The organism is Amycolatopsis sp. MtRt-6 (assembly GCF_017308975.1).
Classification (GTDB): Bacteria; Actinomycetota; Actinomycetes; order Mycobacteriales; family Pseudonocardiaceae; genus Amycolatopsis.
Window position 1 is genome coordinate 1 of sequence record NZ_JADWPD010000026.1, and the last position, 19989, is coordinate 19989.

Annotated in this window: 11 protein-coding genes; all 11 read right to left on the minus strand. The window is 73.6% G+C overall.

Features of this window, described 5'->3' with window-relative positions:
• Nucleotides 1-271: hypothetical protein (locus tag I4Q55_RS34435; RefSeq protein WP_206794045.1), on the minus strand; the 271-nt coding region annotated here is incomplete at its 3' end.
• 84 nt (nt 272-355) lie between these two features.
• Complete coding sequence (locus I4Q55_RS34440; RefSeq protein ID WP_206794047.1) at nt 356-1561, minus strand: cytochrome P450; 1206 nt, start codon at nt 1559-1561, stop codon at nt 356-358.
• Nucleotides 1562-1569: 8 nt separating this feature from the next.
• Nucleotides 1570-2442, minus strand: a complete 873-nt coding sequence (locus tag I4Q55_RS34445) for a TauD/TfdA family dioxygenase (protein WP_206794049.1) — start codon at nt 2440-2442, stop codon at nt 1570-1572.
• 22 nt (nt 2443-2464) lie between these two features.
• A complete protein-coding gene (locus tag I4Q55_RS34450) occupies nt 2465-10888 on the minus strand; it encodes an AMP-binding protein (protein ID WP_206794051.1) in 8424 nt (2807 codons plus the stop codon).
• Entirely contained in the window at nt 10885-14685 is a 3801-nt protein-coding gene (locus tag I4Q55_RS34455; RefSeq protein WP_242547320.1) for an amino acid adenylation domain-containing protein, read from the minus strand. Before I4Q55_RS34455 ends, I4Q55_RS34450 begins: the two co-directional genes overlap by 4 nt.
• A 199-nt stretch (nt 14686-14884) precedes the next feature.
• Entirely contained in the window at nt 14885-15781 is an 897-nt protein-coding gene (locus I4Q55_RS34460; protein WP_206794053.1) for a sulfotransferase domain-containing protein, read from the minus strand.
• A gap of 65 nt (nt 15782-15846) precedes the next feature.
• The gene (locus I4Q55_RS34465) at nt 15847-17055 is read right to left on the minus strand and encodes a cytochrome P450 (protein WP_206794055.1); all 1209 of its coding nucleotides are present in this window, start codon (nt 17053-17055) and stop codon (nt 15847-15849) included.
• Complete coding sequence (locus I4Q55_RS34470; RefSeq protein WP_242547327.1) at nt 17052-17549, minus strand: ATP/GTP-binding protein; 498 nt, start codon at nt 17547-17549, stop codon at nt 17052-17054. The genes I4Q55_RS34465 and I4Q55_RS34470 overlap by 4 nt, the downstream gene beginning before the upstream one ends.
• 88 nt (nt 17550-17637) lie before the next feature.
• On the minus strand, nt 17638-17997 hold the full coding sequence (locus I4Q55_RS34475; protein WP_206794059.1) for a DUF742 domain-containing protein: 360 nt from the start codon (nt 17995-17997) through the stop codon (nt 17638-17640).
• Between the two features lies 1 nt (nt 17998).
• A complete protein-coding gene (locus I4Q55_RS34480) occupies nt 17999-18400 on the minus strand; it encodes a roadblock/LC7 domain-containing protein (protein WP_206794061.1) in 402 nt (133 codons plus the stop codon).
• Nucleotides 18397-19707 (minus strand): sensor histidine kinase KdpD, encoded by a 1311-nt coding sequence (locus I4Q55_RS34485; protein ID WP_206794063.1) that lies wholly within the window; start codon nt 19705-19707, stop codon nt 18397-18399. Before I4Q55_RS34485 ends, I4Q55_RS34480 begins: the two co-directional genes overlap by 4 nt.
• Nucleotides 19708-19989 lie beyond the last annotated feature (282 nt).

A 19989-nucleotide genomic window follows, 5' to 3' on the forward strand; every position in this document is an offset into this window, starting at 1 on the left:
CGAGGGCTTCACCCATCTCCAGGTTCGCCACGCTGGTCCCGGCACCACTTCCTGCCACCACAGGCAACCACCACCAACCCAACACCCCCGACCAGCCACAACCACGATGAAACAACCCCAATGTGGCCTTCGGTGCGTTGAGCGCACCGAAGGCCACCTTGGGTGCGTTGAGCGCACCGAAGGCCACATTGGGTGCGTTGGACGCACCGAAGGCCGCCTTGGGTGCGTTGGACGCACCGAAGGCGGCCTTGGGTGCGTTGAGCGCACCCAAGGCCACCTTGGGGCGCTTGGGACGCTTGAGCCGGGCCAGCGGAAGGCGGACCGGGGCGGAAGGCGGGCGGGACGGCGGGCAGGCTCAGCGCAGCCGGACTTCCAGCGCGACCCGGTGCCGGCCCCGCGGCAGCGGCACCCACTCCGGCTCACCCACCGGCTCCACCGCCGGAAAGCGCTCGAACAAGCTCCGCAACGCCACCTCGGCCTCCAGCTTCGCCAGCGCGACACCCAGGCAGAAGTGCGGCCCCCAGCCGAATCCCACGCTGCCCTCGCGGCCGCCGTGCTCGGCCTGATGGCGGATGTCCGTCGTGTGGGGGCAGGCGAACTGGGCCGGGTCGCGGTTGGCCGCGCCGAGGACCGCCTGGACCGGGTCGCCCGCGCGGATCCGGGCGCCGCCCAGCACCATGTCCGTTGCCGCGTAGCGGAGGCGGGCCAGCTGGACCGGGCCGTCCGTGCGGACCAGCTCGCGCACCGCCGCCGGCCACAGCTCGGGCTCGGTGCGCAGCAGCGCGAGCTGGGCGGGGTCGCGCATCAACGCGAGTGCCGCGTTGGACAGCATGTGCGCCATCGTCTCGTGTCCGGCGAGCACCAGGAACACCACCAGCGCCACCGTGTCGACGTCGGTCAGGCCGTCCTGGGCGACGACCTCGCTGAGCAGGTCCTCGCGCGGGTCCGCCCGGCGCCTGTCGACCAGGTCGTGGCAGTAGGCGAACATCTCGCCCAGCGTCGGCGTGATCCGCGCCGGGTCGCCGTCGACCAGCACCTTGCCCCAGCGCCACCAGGCCGCCCAGTCCGGCTTCGGCACCCCCACCAGCTCGCACACCACCGCCATGGCCAGCGGGTAGGCGTACTCGTCCAGCAGGTTCGCCGTCGCGCCGAGGCCGTCGAGCAGCTCGTCGACGATCTGCTGCACCCGGGGCCGCAGTGTGGCGACGCGGTTCGCGCCGAAGGCGTGGCTGATACTGCGGCGCAGCCGGGTGTGCTCGGCGCCGTCGAGGCTCAGCAGGCTCGCCCGCAGGTACGGCAGGTGCTCCGGCGGTGTGCCCAGCGCGAGGAGCGCCTCCTCCTGCGTCTGCGCGCCCCGGCCCGGCAGGCCGGCCGGATCGTTGCGCACGGCCGGGTCCGCCAGCACCGCGCGGACCTCGGCGCTGCCGGTGACCAGCCAGCCCTCCCCGCCGTCCGGCAGCCGGGCCCAGCAGACCGGCCCGGCGGCGAGGACGCGGTCGTAGCCGCGGATCGGGTCGGCGAGGACGGCCGGGTCGCGGACGTCCACCACGGGTTCGGACATGAGGCTCCTCAGCCCTTGAGCGGGCCGCCGTTGATCGCGACGCGGTGGCCGAAGCGGGTGTGCGGGTAGTAGTCGTACGTCGCGTGGTGCTGGACGCAGCGGTTGTCCCAGAACACCAGCGTGTTCGGCTCCCAGCGCACGCGGCAGGCGAGCATCGGCCGGTTCGGCACCATCGAGAACAGCAGGTCGAGCACGGCCTGGCTCTCGTCGGCCGACAGCTGCGGGATGCGCGAGGTGTAGGCCGGGTTGACGTACAGCAGCGGCCGGTCGGTCTCCGGGTGCCGCACCACCACCGGGTGCTCGCTGACCGGGGGCTCGTAGCCGTCCGGGATCTTGTGGCCGCGGAAGGCGTGCGCGCCGTCGTGGATCGCGGTCAGCCCGGCCAGCAGCTCCTTCAGCTTCGGCGACAGCATGTCGTAGGCGAGGTGCATGTTCGCGAAGAGCGTGTCGCCGCCGCTGCCCGGCTCGGGCACGCGCGTGATGTGGAGCATCGAGCCCAGCGACGGCTCGGCGTCGGCGGTCCCGTCGGCGTGCCAGCCGTTGCCGAACACGTTCGCCGACTCCGGCGCGGTCGCGACCTCGAGGATGTACGGGTCGCCGTGCTCGGGCGGCGGGTTCACCGGGCGCAGCTCACCGAACGCCGCGGCCAGGCGCTTGTGGTCGTCGACCGAGATGTCCTGGTCGCGGAACACCAGCACGTGGTGGTCGAGGAAGGCCGTCTTCAGCTCGGTGAGCTGCTCGTCGGTCAGCTCCCGCGTCAGGTCGAGGCCGGTGACCTCGGCGCCGATCACCGGGGTGAGGCCCCGCACCGCCAGCGTCCGGTAGCCGCGCGCCGGCCGCGTCGTGATCCGCTTGACGGCGTCGAGTTCGTACTGCTCCATGGTTTCCTTTCCTCCGTGGGTCTCACGGTCCGATGGCCGCGGCCACCGCGGTGACGTGCGGTGTGCGCACGATGCCGTAGTGGGTGGCGGGCAGCGCACGCCAGTGGCTCGGTTCGGGCAGCAGCGCGCGCCAGCCGTCACGCTCGGTCACCGGCAGGCCGGGTTCGGGTTCGGCGGCGAGCCAGACGTGGCTGGGGGTCGCGGCCAGGCGGGGCAGTTCGTGTCCCGCCATGCTCTCCAGGTTGGCCCGGCAGGCGCGGGCGAGCCGCCGGGCGTGCTCGCCCGCGGTGCCGCCGGACGCGCCGAGTTCCCGCTCGAACACCGTTTCCACCTGCGTTTCGCTGTAGTCCGCGGCGCTCGCGCCGGGCGGCGGCGGGTCGATGAGGTGCAGGGCCCGCACCGGTTGCCCGGCCGCCTCGGCTTCGGCGGCCATGCCGGCCGCGACCCAGGCGCCGAACGACCACCCGGCCAGCTGCCGGACGTGGCCGGGGAACCGCTGCGCCAGCGCCGCGTGGTAGCGGCGGGCCCGGTCCACTATGGACCATCCGGGTGGTTCGGGCCTGCTCAGCGCCGGATCGGCGATCACGCAGACGCCGAGCGCCGGGTCCAGGGCTTCGACGAGCGGGCGGTAGGCGTGGACGTCCCCGCCGACCGGGTGCACGAGGCAGACGACTTCGCGGCCCGCCCCGGCCCGCCAGACCTGCACTACGACGTCGCCCGTGTCGGCGGCTTCGGCGAGCTTGGCCAGCAACGCCGCCATCGTCACCTCCGGGCCGAGCCAGGCGAGGTCGAGGTCGACACCGTAGAGGCGTTTCACCGAGTCGACGACGTCCAGCAGCGTCAGGGAGTCGGCACCGAGGTCGTACAGCGGGACGTCCGGGTCGAGCTCCGCGACGCCGAGGAGGGCACGGACTTCCTCGGTCAGGTTCGCTTCGGCCGGTTTGACCGCCGGGGTGGTGTCGCGTTCGTGGAAGGCGCGGGCGGTTTCGAGGCCGGTGGTCGCGATGAGCACCTGCGGCAGCCCGGAGGCCAACGCGCGGGCGAAGGTGCGCCGTCCCTCGGCGTCGTGCAGGCCGACGGCCAGGTGGGCCTGGTGCCGGGCGTCGGTTTCCCGGGCGGTGACGGCCATGCCGGTGTCGCGCCAGACGTCCCAGCCGATCGAGAGCCGGACGGTCGGGCCGTCCCGGTGGGCCAGGGCGTCGAGGAACCCGTTGGCGGCCGCGTAGTCCAGCTGGCCGATCCCGCCGAACTGCGCGGACAGCGACGAGCAGTAGACGGCGTAGGCGGGCCGGTCGCGTTCGACGAGCTGCTCGGTGAGGAGGGCCCCGGCGAGCTTGACCGCCTGCGTGCCCGCGCCGCGGGTGGCGATGAGCCCGCCGTCGGGGACGCCGGCCGCGTGCACGATCCCGGCGAGCGGGCCGGGCACGTCGGCGGCGGTGATCTCCGTGAGGTCGGCGGCGAGCAGGTCGACGCGGTCCGCCCACGGCTTGAGCGCCTCGGGCAGGAAAGGACGGCGCGCCAGCAGGATGACGCGGCCGGTCGTGCGGGTCAGGAGTTCTTCCGCGACGGCCGTGCCGATACCGCCGGTGCCGCCGAGGACGAGGTGCGTCCCGTCGGCGGCGACGAGCTCCCCGGCGGTGACGGGGGCGCTGTCCTGGGCCCACCAGAAGCCGTTCCGGAGGGCGACCCGCTCCGGTGGGGGCGGACCGGTGAGCAGATCGGCGAGGGGGTTCAGCTCCGGGCCGGGGAGGTCGACCCAGTGGCCGGGCACGCCGGTTTCCTGCGGGCCGACGGCGGTGACCCCGGCGAGCAGCCCGGCCTCCGGGCGGGTGACGGCGGTGGTCGCGGGCGCGGCGCCGGCGGAGACCCACCACGTCCTCAGTGGACGGTCACGCGCGGCCCGCAGGAGCGCGGCGGGCGTGTCGAGGCAGGCCCAGGTCGCGTGGCGCACGGACGTTTCGCCGAGCGGGCCGGTGATGCCGAGCGGGAGGGTGTGGAGCCAGTCGATCCCGGTGTCCGGGAGGGCGTCCAGGACTCGGCGCAGGTGGGTGGTGTCGGCGGGGTCGGCTTCGAAGGTGTCGGGGCCTCGGCGGGCGAAGTGGTCTGCGGTGTGGACGCGCACGACACGCGGGTAGGCGGCGTCGAGGGCGGGTGCGGTCAGCGGGCCGTCGCCGCTGACGACGAGGGTGCGGTCGGTGCGGGTCGCGGTCGTGGCCCGGCGCAGGCGCACCCAGGTGGGCTGGTGCAGCCACTCGGCTTCGGGCAGCCGCGCGGTGGCTTTCCGCGGGAAGTCGAAGTCCCGCGCGTCGAACGCGGGCGGCGGGAAGTCCCACGGCGCGGGAGCAGGGGACTGCCCCCAGTCGACGACGGCGCCGGTCGCCCAGGCGGCCGCCAGGGCGGCGGGCTCCGGCGAACTCGCGGCCGAGCGGTCTGCCGCGACCTCGGTCGGGACTTCCCGGGGCTCGGCCGTGCGCAGCCACTCGACCGCCGTGGCCGCGTCCTCGCACGCCGCCGCCAGGCGCCAGGGACCCTCCGGGCGGCCCGACTGCAGGTGGCGAAGCACGTCCACATAGGACGACGGATGTGCGGCCAGGTAGTCCGCCACCCGGGCCGCGGCCAAGCGCAACGCCGTCGCGCTGCGGGCCGAAAGCACCACGCACCGCACCGGGTCCGGGCGGGCCGGCGGTACCGGGCGAACCGACTCCAAGACCACGTGGGCGTTCGTCCCGCCGATGCCGAAGCTGCTCACCCCGGCCACCCGCGGGCCCGCGGGCCAGGGTTCGGCCGACGCCGGCACCCGGAACGGCCCCAGGTCCAACGCCGGGTTGGGGGCGCGGAAGTCCACGGTCGGCGGCAACACCCCGTGGTGCACCGCCAGTGCCGCGCGGATCAGCCCCACCACCCCGGCCGCCGCGCCGAGGTGACCGATCTGGCTCTTCACCGACGAAAGCGCGCACGCCGACACCTCGGGCATCGCCTCGCGCAGGGCCGCGACCTCGATCGGGTCGCCCAGGCGGGTGCCGGTTCCGTGCGTCTCCACGTAGCCGACGTCGGCGCCCGAACGCCCGGCCCGCCGCAGCGCGGCCCGGATCGCCGAACGCTGCCCCGCCGGGGACGGCGCGCTGTAGCCCTGCTTCACCGCGCCGTCGTTGCTCAGCGCCGACCCCGTGATCACCGCGTACACCGTGTCGCCGTCGCGACGGGCCGCCGAAAGCGGCTTCAGCACGACCACGCCGACGCCGCTCGCGCCCACCGTGCCGTCCGCGTCGTCGCTGAACGGGCGGCAGTGCCCGTCCGGCGAAAAGATGTGCTGCGGCCGGTACCGGTACCCCTCGGCCAGGGTGACGTCGACGAGCACGCCGCCCGCCAGCATCACCTCCGCCTCGCCGCCGCGCAGCATCCCGGCGGCCTGGTGGACCGCGACCAGCGAACTCGAACACGCCGTCTGGGTCGTCAGCGCCGGACCCGTCAGGTCGAGGTGGTAGGCCACCTTCGTCGCCAGGAAGTCCTTCTCGTGGTGCAGGGCCAGCTGGAAGCCGTCCGGCAGCGCCGCCGGGTCGGCCTCGCGCAGCAGCTCCTGGAAGTATGTGTTCTCGCCGCAGCCCGCGATCAGCCCGACACCGGCCCCCGACGTGATCCCGGCGTGCGACAGCGCCTCCACGCACGCCATCAGCAGCTGCCGTTGCTGCGGGTCCATCAGCGCCGCGTCGCGGTGGCTGATCCCGAAGTACGCGGGGTCGAACGCCAGCGGGTCGGCCAGGAGACTGCGCGCCCCGACCAGGCCGCCGGCGGCCGGGAACTCCTCGATGCCACGCCGGCCCGAGACGACGAGGTCCCAGAACGCCGCCAGGTCCCGCGCGCCGGGCAGCCGCACCGCCATGCCGACGACGGCCACCGGCTCGTCGGTCGCGGACCGGGAAACCGCGGCCGCCGCGGCCGGGCCGCGCTCCAGGTGCCGGGTCAGGTCCCGCAGGGTGACGTGCTCGAAGAGGTCGGCCACCGTGAAGCGGTAGCCTGCTTCCGCGCAGCGCAGGTGGAACCGCATCAGCGACAGCGAACTGGCCCCGGCGGCGAAGAACGTCTCGTCGGGACCGATCGGCGTGCCGGTCACCTCCTCGAACAGCGCCGCGAGCTCGCTCGAGGGCCGCGTGGCCGTCCGGTGCAGGTCCGTGCCCGCCGTGCGGGGAGCGGCGTCCCGGTCGAGCTTCCCGCTCGGCGTGCGCGGCAGGGCGGCGACGACGCGGAAGCGGTCGACCCGCGCGTGCGGCGGCAGCAGCGGCACGAGGTGGTCGGCCAGCTCGGCCGCCGACGGCGTCCGGCGGCACTCCAGGAACGCGGTCAGCCGGCCGTCTTCGGCGGCGACGACGGCGTTGACGACGTCCGCGTGCCGCAGCAGCGCCGCCTCGACCTGCCCGAGTTCGAGGCGGTGCCCGCTGAGCTTGACCTGCCGGTCGGCCCGGCCGTCGAAGTGCAGCAGCCCGGCGCGGTCGAAGTGGGCGAGGTCGCCGCTGCGGTAGTACAGCTCGGGCAGCTCGGTGAACTTCTCCGGCGCCGCGTCGCCGAGGTAGCACCGGTTCGCCGGCAGCCCGCCGATGAGCAGCTCACCCACCTGCCCCGGCGGCAGGGGCGCGCCCCCGGCGCCGGCGACCCGCAGGACCGCGTTCGCCACCGGACGGCCGATCGCGGGCCGGTCGGGCCAGTCCGCGCTGTCGCCGTCGAGGGTCAGCGCGCTGACGACGTGGGTTTCGGTCGGCCCGTAGTGGTTGTGCAGGCGCGCGCCGGGCAGCCCGGCGAACCAGCGGCGGATCGCCGGCGTGCACACCAGCTGCTCGCCGGCGGTGATGACGTCCCGCAGCCGCGCGGGGTACCGGCCGAGCCGGACGCCGTGCTCGGCCAGCAGCTGCAAAGCCACGTACGGCAGGAAGATCCGTTCGATCCCGGCCGTGTCCAGCTGGGTCAGCAGCGCCGGGACGTCGTGCCGCCACTCGGGGCGGATCAGGTGGAGCCGGCCGCCGCCGCACAGCGTCGTGAAGATCTCCTGGAACGACACGTCGAACGACAGCATCGAGAACTGCTGGGTCGCCGCGGGCGGCGCGGCCTGCCACTGCAGCAGGTTGGCCAGGGTGGCGTCCGGGACGCGCACGCCCTTGGGCACGCCGGTCGAGCCCGAGGTGAACAGCGTGTAGAGCGGCCGGCCGGCGTGCCGCGCCGGGACGTCCGGCACCGGCCCGCCGGTGAGCGTGACGAACCGCCGTTCGACGTCCGTGTCCAGGGTTTCCCCCGGCGCGAGCAGGACGCACCGCGGCCGGACGCGGTCGAGCATGACGCGCAGCAGCTCCGGCGGGTACGCGGGATCCAGCGGCACGGCGGTGATGTTCAGCCGGGCCAGCGCCAGCAGCGCGACGACGTGTTCGGCCGACGGCCGGAAGTACAGCGCGATGTCGGTGGCGTCGGCGGGCAGGGTGGCGGCGAGCCGGGCCGCGTGCGCGTCCAGTTCGGCGTAGGTCAGGGTGGTGTCGCCGGTCAGTGCCGGCGCGCCGGGCGTCCGCGCGACCTGCCGCGCGAAGCCGTCCGCCACGGTTTCCCACGTCAGTGCGGCGTCGGCGCCACGGCCGTGGTCGCGGTGGTCCGGGATCCGGGCGTCGCCGTGCAGGGCGCGGTCGAAGACTTCGCCGAGGGCCGTCGCCTCCGCTTCGGTGAAGTGGCCTTCCCCGTACTCCCACAGGCAGTCGAAGCCGTCCGGCCGTTCCACGACGGACAGCGTCAGCGCGCACTTCGCCTCGGCCGCCTCGATCCACTGTGGACTGACCGTGCACCCGGGCAGGCGCAACGCGCCGAAGTCGGTGTTCTCCAGGACGAACAGGTAGTCGAAAGCCGCGTACCCGGGATCGAGGTCGGCGAACGCGACGTCCTGGTGGTCCAGGGCCGATCCCGCCGCTTCGCCGAGCCGCCGCAGCTGGGTTTCCAGGTCTTCGTCCGGGGCCACGGCCAGCGGCAGCCGCACGGTGTTGGCGAACATCCCGACACCGTCTTCGAACTCCCGCACCGGCCGGTTCGCGACCGGTGCGGCGATCCGCGGCCGGGTCCGCCCGGTCACCGCGTACAGGCTCCAGGCGAACACGCCGAGCAGGAGCTGGAACCGCGTCAGGCCCAGTTCACCGGCCCATTCGTCGACGCGCTCTCGGTCGATGCGGGTCGTGTGCAGCCGCCCTTTCAGCGACGCTTCGCCGAGTGGCTCGGCCTCGTCGGACCGGTCGGTCAGCTGGGCGCGGTAGGCGGGGGAGGCGAACCAGCGGGACTGCCAGGCGGCGAAGTCGAACGGCGTGTGCGCGCCGGGCCGTGGTGGCTCGCCGGACAGCTCGCGGAAGAGGACGTTCAACGACCAGCCGTCCACCGCGATGTGGTGCAGGCACAGCAAAAGCGTCCCGTCCGGGCGCCAGGCCGCCCGCAGCAGCCGGCCCGACGCGAGGTCGAAGGGCGCGGTGAAGAAGCCGTCGCCCGGTTCGGTCCACGGGTCGTACGGCGCTTTCGCCACCTGCCGCAGGCCGTCGGGCGTTGCCTCGAAGGCGGTGCGCAGCGCCGGGTGCCGCGCCACCAGCCCGCGCACGTCCCGGCGCAGCGCGTCGACGTCGGGCGAGCCGGTGACGTGGAAGGCGAGTGGCACGTGGTAGGCGGTGGAAGCCGGATTTCGCTGCTGGAGCAGCCAAAGCCGTTGCTGTTCGCTGGTGGCCGGCGCCGCGGTCGCGGTGGTCGGCGGGCCCGGCTCCGGGTAGGCCGCCCGGCCCGCCGCCGAGACCGCGGCGGCGAGATCGGCGAACGTCCCGCGTTGCACCACCGAGGGCGCGAGGTCCGCGCCCCAGCGCTCCCGGAGCGCGAACCGCAGCCGCAGCGCCTTGAGCGAGTCGCCGCCGGACCGCAGCCACGTGTCCAGCGGCCGCGTGTCCGAAACCCCGAGTACCTCTTCGACGACGTCGAGGACTTCGCGTTCCCACGGGGTCGCTTCGCCGCCGGTGTCCGGCCGCCACGCCGGGAACCCGCCCGCCAGCAGCGCGGCTTCGTCGACCTTCCCGTTCGCGTTGCGGGGCAGCTCGCCGACGCGGAAGACGTGGTGCGGCCGCATGTAGGCCGGCACGGTCTCGGCCAGGTGCGCTTCGAAGTCCGCAAAGGACAGTTCACCGGCGACGACGAAAGCGAGCAGCTCGGCCGTGGCCGCGCGGCGCACGGCCACGTGGACCTGGCGGATCTCCGGGTGGCCCAGGAGCCGCTGTTCCAGCTCGCCCGGCTCGATCCGGAACCCGCGGACCTTGACCTGCCGGTCGGTGCGTCCGACGTAGGCATAACGCCCGCCCGGCAGCACGCGGACCAGGTCTCCGGTGCGGTAGAACCGCGCGCGGCCTTCGTCCAGCCACGGCAGCCGGACGAACCGCTGCCCGGTTTCCGCGGGCAGGCCGCGGTAGCCGAGGGCGACCCCGGCGCCGGAGAGGTACAGCTCGGCGACCTCGCCTTCGACGGCCACGCGCTCGTCCGGCGTGACCGCGACCGCGCCGGTGCCGGGCAGCGGACGGCCGATCGGCACGACGTCCCCGTCGAAACCGCGTGGGATGGCGTAGCTGAGCGCGAACGTGGTCGTCTCGGTCGGGCCGTAGCCGTTCTGCAGCCGGGTCGGCGCGTCCGGGTTGGCCCGGTACCAGCGGCGGATCAGGGGGGCGTTGAGCTGCTCGCCGCCGATGACGACCCGCCGCACGGTGGCGAAGGCGCCCGGCACGGTCTCGGCGACCGCGTTGAACAGCGTCGCGGTGACGAACATCGTGTCAATGCGCTCGCGGACCAGCGCGTCGGCGAAGGCCCGCGGATCACCGACGGTGTCCTCGCCGAGGATCACGCACGTGCCGCCGGTCAGCAGCGGCACCCACACCTCGAAGCTGATCGCGTCGAACGCCGGGTTGGCCAGGCAGGCGTACCGCGTGCCGTGGTCGAGCCAGCCGGGTTCGGCCAAGCGCAGGACGCCGGCGTCGCGGACCTCGACGCCCTTGGGCCGCCCGGTCGTGCCGGAGGTGGAGAAGAGGAACGACGCCGGCGCGGGCTCGGCGGGCACCCCGGCTTCCGCGGGCGTCGAAGCGGGCAGGTCGGCTTCGATCACCGCGACCGCACCCGCGTCGGCGAGGATGACCTCGCGGCGCGCGGGCGGGCTCTGCCGGTCCAGCGGCACGACCTGGCCGCCGAGGCGCAGCACGCCCAGCATGGCCTGCACCAGCTCCAGCGAGCGCGGCAAGGCGACGGCGACCGCGTCACCCGGGCGGACACCCTGGCGCGACAACGCTTCCGCGACGCCGGCGGCCCCCGCGTTCAGCTCGGCATAGGTCAGCCGGCGGTCGCCGTCGGACACGGCGAGGGCGTCCGGGTGCCGCAGGGCCCGGTCGTGGACGCGGCGGGCGATCGACGTCATCGGGCCGCCAGCTCGGCCGTGATCACCTTGGCGACCAGGGGGAGCGCGTCGCTTTCGAGCATGTCCCAGTGCCCGCAGCCGGCGGGAACCACCTCGAACCCGCCGCGGGCGCGGCGGCGCCAGAACGCCACGGAGCCGGGAATCGGGTCCTCGCCGACGGCCTGCACGAACACCACGCGCGCGGCCGTCTCGCCGGGGTCGTGGTCGCGTGCGGTCCGCCGGTTGTGGTTGTAGGTGCGGTGGTAGCGCTCGATCTGCGCGTCCTCGATTCCGGGGTACATCCCGTTGAAGCGGACCAGCTTTTCGCGGAACTCGGCCGCGGGCACCGGCTCGATCGCCGCCTTCGCGGCCGGGTCGTCGGTGGCGGTGGTGTCGAGCAGGACGACGCTGACCCGCGGATGGTGTTCCGCGAGCCGGCGGCCCATCTCGTAGGCGACCAGCCCGCCGTAGGAAAGTCCACAAAGGACCAGTGGCTCGTCCGGCCGCGGGTCGACCAGCCGCAGGTACTCCTCGGCCATCGCCTCGACGCTCGGCAACGGTTCCTCGCCGGGGTTGAGGCCGGGGGACTGGATGCCGACGACACCGGTGTCCTCGGGCAGCAGCGCGCTGAGCGGCAGGTAGCAGAACGCGGTGCCGCCCGCCGGGTGCACGCAGACGACCCGGCCTTCGCCGGCGCCGCGGCGGAACTCGACCAGGCTGCCGCTGCCCGGCGGGCTGTCCGCGCGCAGCAGCGCGGCCTGGGCCTCGACGGTCGGGTGCAGGATGACGTCCTGGATCGGCAGCTCGCGGCCGAACTCGGTGCCGATCGCGTGGGCGAGCTTGATGGCCGAGATCGAGGTGCCGCCGACGTCGAAGAAGTCGTCCGAGACGCCGATCTCGGGGTGCAGCAGGAGCGTGCGCCAGATCCGCAGCAGCGCGAGTTCGACGTGGTCGCGCGGGGCGGTGGTGTTGACCGGGTTGGTCGACGCGCTCGTGCGGGCGCGCGCCAGGACGGCGTCGCGGTCGAGCTTGCCGTTGCGGCTCAGCGGCAGCCGGTCGAACTCGGCGAAGACGGACGGGATCATGTAGTCCGGCAGCCGGCCGGCCAGCGCGGCCCGCCACTCGTGCGGGGTCCGGCCGCCCCTGCCCGCGACACCGGCGACGAGCCGCGGCTCGCCTTCGCGGTCGACCAGCACGGCGGCCTCCCGCACCCCGGGGACGGCGAGCAGCGCGGCCGTCACCTCGCCGGGTTCGATCCGGAAGCCGCGCAGCTTGATCTGGTCGTCGCGGCGGCCGGCGTACTCGGCGGCGCCGTGGGGCCGCCACCGGGCGAGGTCTCCGGTGCGGTACATGCGCTCGCCGGGCGTGAACGGGTCGGCCACGAACCGCTCGGCGGTCGGTCCCGGCCGGTGCAGGTAGCCGCGGGCCAGGCAGTCGCCGGCCAGGAAGACCTCGCCCACGACACCCGGCGGCACCGGGCGCAGCCGGTCGTCCAGGAGGTACAGCCGCGAGCCGGGCAGCGGCCGTCCGATCGGGGCCGGGCGGTCGACGGGCTCGGGGTCGAAGTGCGCGGTGGCGTAGAGCGTGGCTTCGGTCGGTCCGTAGCCGAAGCAGATCCGCAGGCCCGGCAGGGCGGTGGTGAGCCGGGCGAGCGCGGCGTCGGGCAGCGGTTCGACGCCGGTCAGCAGCTGCCGCAGCGCGAGCCCCCGGACGCGGGAGGGATCTTCGTCGATCCACCGGACGTAGGCGGGCGGCAAGAACGCCTGGACCACCTGGTGTTCCCGCAGCCACGCCATCAGCGCCGCCGGATCGGGCCGGACGTCCTCGGGCACGACGTGCAGCACGGCACCGGTCGTCAGGGGCAGCAGCAGTTCGTGCACCGAGGCGTCGAAGCCGATGCTCGACCACGCCGACGTGGCCTCGCCGGGGGTCGCGCCGAAGCGGTCGAGCCACTGGTCGAAGAGGGCGAGGACGCTGCGATGGGTGACGGCGACCCCCTTCGGGCGCCCGGTCGACCCCGACGTGTAGATCACGTAAGCGGTCTCGCCGGGGTCGGTCGTGACCGGTCTGCGCGTTTCGCCGCCGTCGGCCTCTTCGATCTCTTCGGCCTCGAGGACGAGCACGGGACGCGCGTCCTCGACCATCGCGGCCCGCCGCGCGGCCGGTTGGGCGGGGTCGAGCGGCAGGTAGGCGGCCCCGGCCTTCAGTACCCCGAGCACGGCGACCACCAGCTCGGCGGACCGTCCACTGTGGATGGCGACAACGTGCCCGGGCCCGGCCCCGCGGGCACGCAGGGCGTTGGCGAGCTTCGTGCTGCGGCGGTCCAGTTCCCCGTAGGTGAGCGTCCGGTCGTCGCAGACGAGCGCGGGGGCGTCCGGGGTGGCATCGGCGTGGGCGGTGAACCGGTCGACGAGCCCACCGGGACGCCGGGTGGCGCGGGGAGCTGTGGTGAGGATCTCGCGGCGCTCGCGGTCGTCGAGGAGTTCGTAACTCGCGATGGTGGCGTCCGGCCGGGTGGCCAGCTGGTCGAGCAGGCGGACGAGGTATCGGCCGTAGCGTTCGGCGGTGGCGTGGTCGAAGAGGGCGACGGCGTAGTCGAGGTGCCCGCGTACGTCGCCGTCTTCATTGGCCAGGTTGAGCGCGAGGTCGAACTTCGCGGGCGCGTCCTCGACGTCGAGGGGGGCGACGGTCACGCCGGGCAGCTCGAGGAGGGCGTGCTGCGTCGGCACCCAGGCGAACATGGTCTGGAACAGCGGAGTGTGCGCCGGACTGCGCGGCGGGTTGACCAGCTCGACAACGCGTTCGAAGGGCAGTGCGGCGTGGTCGATCGCACCCCGCAGGGCGGCGCGGACGTCCTTGAGCAGCGCGGCCCCGGTGCGGTCGCCGGACAGCTTCGCCCGCACGGCGAGGGTGTTGACGAAGAAGCCGAGCGTGGAAGCGTTTTCGTCGCCGCGATTGCCGGTGGGCACGCCGACAACGATGTCAATTTGCGTGGAAAGTCGGTTCAAGAGGATGAACCAGCAGGTCAGGATGGTGGAGTAGAGGGTGACACCGTGCTCGCGCGCGGTCGACTTCAGCCGCGCGGTGAGATCGGGCCCGAGGGCGATGGGTACCCGAGCGCCCCGGAAGTCCTGCCGCGCGGGGCGCGGCCGATCGGCGGGCAGGTCGAGCACCGGAGGGACGCCGCCGAGCCGTTCCCGCCAGTAGGCCTCGTGTGGTTCCGGACCGTCGCCGGCGAGCCAGGTTCGCTGGGCCACGGAGTGCGCGCGGTAGGGCTGCGCGGGCGGCAGATCGGCGGTGGTGTGGTTCAGTTCCGCGGCGTAGAGGAGACCGAGTTCGCGGAGGAGGAGGGTGCGGGACCAGCCGTCGAAGACGATGTGGTGGACGGTGATCAGCAGGATGTGGGTGTCCGGGAACTGTCGGTGGTCGCCGGTAGCGTGGAGACCGGGGGGCGCCCCCGCGAGCAACCGAGCCCGCGCCAGCGGCGCCCGCGTCAGATCGAACGGCGCCAACGCCTCCCGCCGCCGCAGTTCGGCTGTCTCCTCCGGGCGCCCCGTGACGTCGCAAACCACGCACGGAAACCCATACCCGGCAGGCTCCACCACCTGCACCGGCCGGCCGTCCTCGACGACGATCCGGGTCCGCAGCGCCTCGTGCCGGCCGGCCAGTGCGTCGAAGGCCCGCTGCAGGGCCGCACGGTCCAGCGGCCCGCGCAGCTCGAAGGCCATCGTCTCGTTGTAGGCCGGCCCGGCACCGTCCAGCTGGGAAACCGTCCAAAGGCGCTGCTGACCGGACGACAGCGGGGCGGACACGCGCATGGACGGCCTTTCCGGGGCGGGGCAGGGCAAATGGGGCGAACCAGGCCGAGTCGGGGAAACGCTCTCTGTCTTGCGCCAGTTAACACCACACCATCGGGTGAAGACAAAAAGTCTGCCCGGAAGTCCCTTCACCGGTGGGAGATCCGGCCGAGCGAACCCCGATGTCGCGAATGAGTCATTCGCGACGTTCGGACCCGCCTCAGGCGTGGGAGTCCGTCCAGCCCGTGTGGAGCCACGCAGCGAGATCGGGCGGTGCCAGCTCGGCCACGCGCCGGTGGTAGTGCTCGACGGCGGCCTCGTCGAGCAGGTCGTGCCACTGGCCGCTGGTGCCGGACCGGAAGAAGCCCGTGTTGCTGCGCCACAGCTTCGCGTCGACGCCGGGGGCCAGTTCGTCGGCCCGGCTCCGCATGTGGTCGAACGTCGCCGCCGCGGCGAGCTGATCGAGCCGTTGCGAGGAGATCGACAGCACCGCCGCCAGGCGCCGCAGCTGGCCGGGCAGGTCCGCTTTGAGGTCCGCGTAATGGAACAGGGCCACCCGCGGCTCGTCGCGGTGGTCCCAGAACGTCCGCACGTGGTGGACCAGGTTGGCCAGGCTCACCCCGAACCCGTCCGATTCGGGCGTGGGCTCCGCGTCCGCCCACAGCCGGAACCGCTCGAGCGGGTCGGCCGGGGGCGGGGCGACGACCTGGAGGCCGCCCGCGGTGATCGCGTCGGGGTGGATGTTGGCCGCCGCGTGCTCGAACGACAGCATCGCGTCCCGCGGGTCACGGCCGACGCAGACGTACGTCACCCCCGGCTCGGACGGCAGGCCGTCGAGCGGGGTGTGCGTCTTGACGAACCGCCGGTGCTGCTGTCCTTCGAGGTCGGCCAGGATCGCCGGGGTGTCGTACGTGGTCGCGTCCAGCCACGGGGAGAGCTCGGTGAGCGGCCGCGGGAGCTCGGCGGTGTCGAACACCAGCAACGCGCACAGCATCTGCATCCACGTCGTGCCGCACTTCGGCGGCGTGCTGATGACGATGTCGCCGGCGCGGAACCGGAAGCCGGCCCACAGCGCGCTGTCGGACACCACTGTGCGGTACCGCCGCAATTCGCCCATTCCGGCCACCCCCGGGCCAGAATCCCACGGTTCGGGTCGCCGAGGCTATCCGCGAGCCGGACTAATCACCAGGCCGGCGTGAACTTCACCGGCAGCGCCGCCAGGCCGCGGAACAGCGGTGACGGCCGCCAGGCCAGCGTGTCGGCCGGCACCGCCAGCCCGACGTCCGGCAGCCGGTCGAGCAGGACCTCGATCGCCGCCCCGGCGATGACCTTGGCGATCTCCTGGGCGGCGTACGGGCAGCGGTGTTCGCCGTGGCTGAACGACAGGTACGCCTGGTTGCCGGTCGAGGCCTGCGGGACCGGCCGGACGAGCGGGTCCTGGTTGGCCGCGGCGAGCCCGAGGATGAGCAGGTCGCCCTTGCGGATCTGCCGGCCGCCCAGCCGGAGGTCGTGGACGGCGAACCGGCCCGGGAAGTTCTGGGTCGGCGTGTCCTCCCAGAGCACCTCGTTCAGCGCCTGGCCGACGCTCCGGCGGCCGCCGGCCAGTGTCATCGCGAAGCGGTCGTCGGTGAGCATCAGCCGCAGGGTGTTGCCGATCCAGTACGCGGTGGGCAGCTGGCCCGCGTTCATCAGGTGCAGCAGGTCCTCGGTGATCTCCTCGTCGGCGAGCGCGGCCGGGTGGGCCAGCAGCCGGGAGGTGACGTCCGGCCCGGGGTCACGACGGCGGGACTCGACCAGCCGCCGCACTCTGTCCCGGACGCGCGCGTACGCCTCGTTCGCGCCCTCGCCGGCGGCGTGCGTCCGGTAGACGTCGCGGACCAGGTCCGCGGTCTCCGCGTCCGGCACGCCGATCATCCGGGCGACGACGGGCAGCGGTATCCCGTCGGCGTACTGCGTGATCAGGTCGGCCTCGCCGCTCCCGGCGAAGGCGTCGACGAGCCCATCGGCCACCTGCTCGGCCCGCGCGCCGAGCTCGAACTGGTCGACGGCGCCGAGTGCCTCGTCGAGCGCTTCGGCCCGCCGCCGGTGCTCGGCGCCCTCGGCGAACATCATCGTGGGCTGGTAGGCCAGCAGCGGCAGCAACGGCCAGTCGGGCGGGACGCGGTCCCAGGCGTTCCAGCGTCGCGAGTCGCGTCCGAAGACCTCCGGGTTGCTCACGACGTACTGCACCTCGCGGTAACCCAGCACCAGCCACGCCGGCACGTCCCCGTCGAGCAGCACGGGGGCCACCGGCCCGTGCGTGCGCCGCAGCTCCGCGTAGAGGTCCGCGGACGTCTGCTGGAACCGCGGCCCGGACAACGGCGTGGCGAGGGCGGGCTGAGGGGTGCTCATGACGCGGTCTCCCGGGCGGAGGACAGGGCGAACAGGTGGTGGACGAGGGAAAGCAGGACGGTCTTGCTGGAGTCGCGCCGCCGGGCGTCGCAGTCGATCAGGGGCACGTCGGCGGACAGGTCGAGGGCCTGGCGCACCTGGTCGAGGGAGTGCTCCGGCTCGCCGAAGTTGTTGCGGGCCACGATGAACGGCGTCCCGTGGTGTTCGAGGCGGTCGATGGAGTACCAGGAGTCGGCCAGCCGGTGGGTGTCCACCAGCACCACGGCCCCCAGCGTCCCGGCGAACAGGCGGTCCCAGAGGAACCAGAACCGTTCCTGGCCCGGGGCGCCGAACAGGTAGAGCACCATCTGCTCGTTCAGGCTGATCCGCCCGAAGTCGAACGCGACCGTGGTGGTGGTCTTGCCGGGCGAGGCGCCGTCGTCGATCCCGACGCCCGCCTGCGTCATGGTTTCCTCGGTGCTCAGCGGGCGGATTTCGCTGACCGAACGGACCATGGTCGTCTTGCCGACCCCGAACCCGCCGACGATGACGATCTTCAGGCCCTCCCGGGCGGTGCTCGGCAGCGGGGTACGGACGTCCTGGTCAGAGCTTCTGCAGTCCAACGAGTACCTGCTTCAGGGTTTCGAGATCGGGCAGATCGGTGTCGGCGGGCGCCGGGGAGGGGTGGCGGGCGGTGACCCGGCCGGTGTCGAGCAGGTCGCACAGCAGGATCTTCACGACGCTCACCGGGAGGCCCAGCTCCGAGGCGACCTCCACCAGCGCCGTCGGAAGCCGGCACAGGCGCAGGATCTTGACGTGCTCGGACTGCATGCCCGGGACCGGATCGCCTTCGCTCACGATCAGCGTCACCAGGTCCAGCGCGCTCTCGTTCGCGCGGCTGCGCCCGCCGGTGACGGTGTACAGCCGGTCCGGGTCCTCGCGGCGGAGGTGTTCCCGGGTCATGTCACCGGGCCGCGCGGGGCGGGGCGGTCAGGTGTTCGCCGAGCTGCTCGACGAGCTCGTTCATGGTGTGGCCGATGTGGCCCACGTCCGCGTCGTCGGCGGCGATCACGGCGAGGTGGGCGCCGGCGCCGGCCTCCACGATGAACAGCATCCCGCCGTGGAACTCCGTCATGGACTGGCGTACGCCGCCGGTGCCGTCGCCGAACTCGATGGACGTGCCGTACGCCAGGCTCTGGATGCCCGAGGCGATGGCGGCCAGCTGGTCGGCCTGGTCGATCGTGAGCCCGCGGGTGTGGCAGAGCTTGAGGCCGTCCTTGGACAGCACCAGGGCGTGCCGGGTCCCCGGGGTCTTGCCCAGGAGGTTCTCCAGCAGCCAGTCGAGGTCGTGCTCCGTGGTGTTCATCGGCTGTCCTCCGAGGCAGCAGAAGGGCGGGCTTCCCGGCCGGCCGCGTGGAACGCGCTGAACCGCGCGCCGGCGTCGGCACGGGCCGGCGCGGGGCTCGCCGCCGGTGCCGGCACCGGCTTGGGTGCGGCTGCCAGCGTCTGCCCGCGACGTCGTTGCGGCAGCCCGGAAGCGCCACTCTCCACTTCGGACACCGCGGGCGCGGGAACCTTGGCGGGCGGGGTGGCTGCCGCCGTGGGGATCGGCGCGTCCGGCTCGGGCTGGGTGATCAGCAGCCGGGGGATCATGACCACCACGCCGGTGCCGCCTCGCGCGGACGGCCGGAAGTGCACGGTCAGGCCGTGCTTGCGCGCCAGGCACCCCACCACGGCCAGGCCCAGCCGGGTGCCGGACAGCGTGGTCAGGTCCAGCGGCTCGGCGGACACCGCGCGCACGGCACGCTCCAGCGCCGCCGGGCCCATGACGAGGCCGCTGTCCTCGATCGTGACGACGACGCCCGCGTGCACCTCCTCCACGTACACGTGCACGTCCTCCGACGGCGGGGAGAAGCTGGTGGCGTTGTCCATCAGCTCGGCCAAGGCGTGCATGACCCCTTCGGCGGCGTACCCGGCGACCGCGACGGTGCTGGTCGAGTGCGTCCGGACCCGCTGGTAGGCGCTGATGCGCCCCATCGCGCCGCGCAGGATGCTTTCCATCGTGATCGGCTTGGTCCAGCGCCGGCCGGACCGCGCGCCGGTCAGCACCGCGATGCTGTCCGCCAGGCGGCCGGCCTGCGCGGTGCGGTGGTCCAGTTCGAGCAGGTCGCCGAGGACGTTTTCGTCGTAGCGGCCTTCCATCTCCCGCAGGTCGGCCAGCATGCTGGTGGCCAGCGCCTGGACGCGGCCGGCGGCGTTGGCGCAGGCCGCCATCGTGGCCGCGCGCATCCGCTCGCTCCGGCCGATCTCCTGCGCGATCGTGTCCAGCAGGCGCCGGTGGGCGTCGCCGGCCGCGCCCGGCACTTCGGCGAGCGCGGTGTCCACCGACGCGCCGTCGCGCACCCGCCGGACCACGGCGGGCAGCGTGTCGTCGGCGAGCCGCGCGATCTCCGTGTCCAGCGCCGTGATCCGGCCGCGGTAGTGGCGGGCGGTCCGCATCCAGTGGGCGGCGACGGTGACCGCCGCGCACACCACGGCGGCCGCGATCCCGCCGTACCAGGCCACGAACGTCCGGTCCGCCGCGGACACCCCGGCTGTCATCCACCACACCGCCGCACCGGTGACGACCACGGCGACCGGCAGAACGGAGCGGGCGGGCAAGTGCACTGACATCGATCAGGTCCTCGGGGCTTTCGGAGACAGGACAACGGCGCGGCGGAACCCGGAAATCGGGCTGCGCCGGGGCTTCGCGCGGATTCGGGAAAGGGCAGAACGAGCGGCGGGCTCCTCATTCCCCGGCGACCGTCGCCTGGGGCGACGACGACCCTAGCGCCGATCTTTCCCATCCGTAAGAGTCAATCTTCGTCGGCACAACTTCGCCGGCCGCCGTCGATTCAAGTCAATTCCCAACGGGGTGCTCCGCCTATTGGTGAATGGCGGGGAATGGGTCACCGG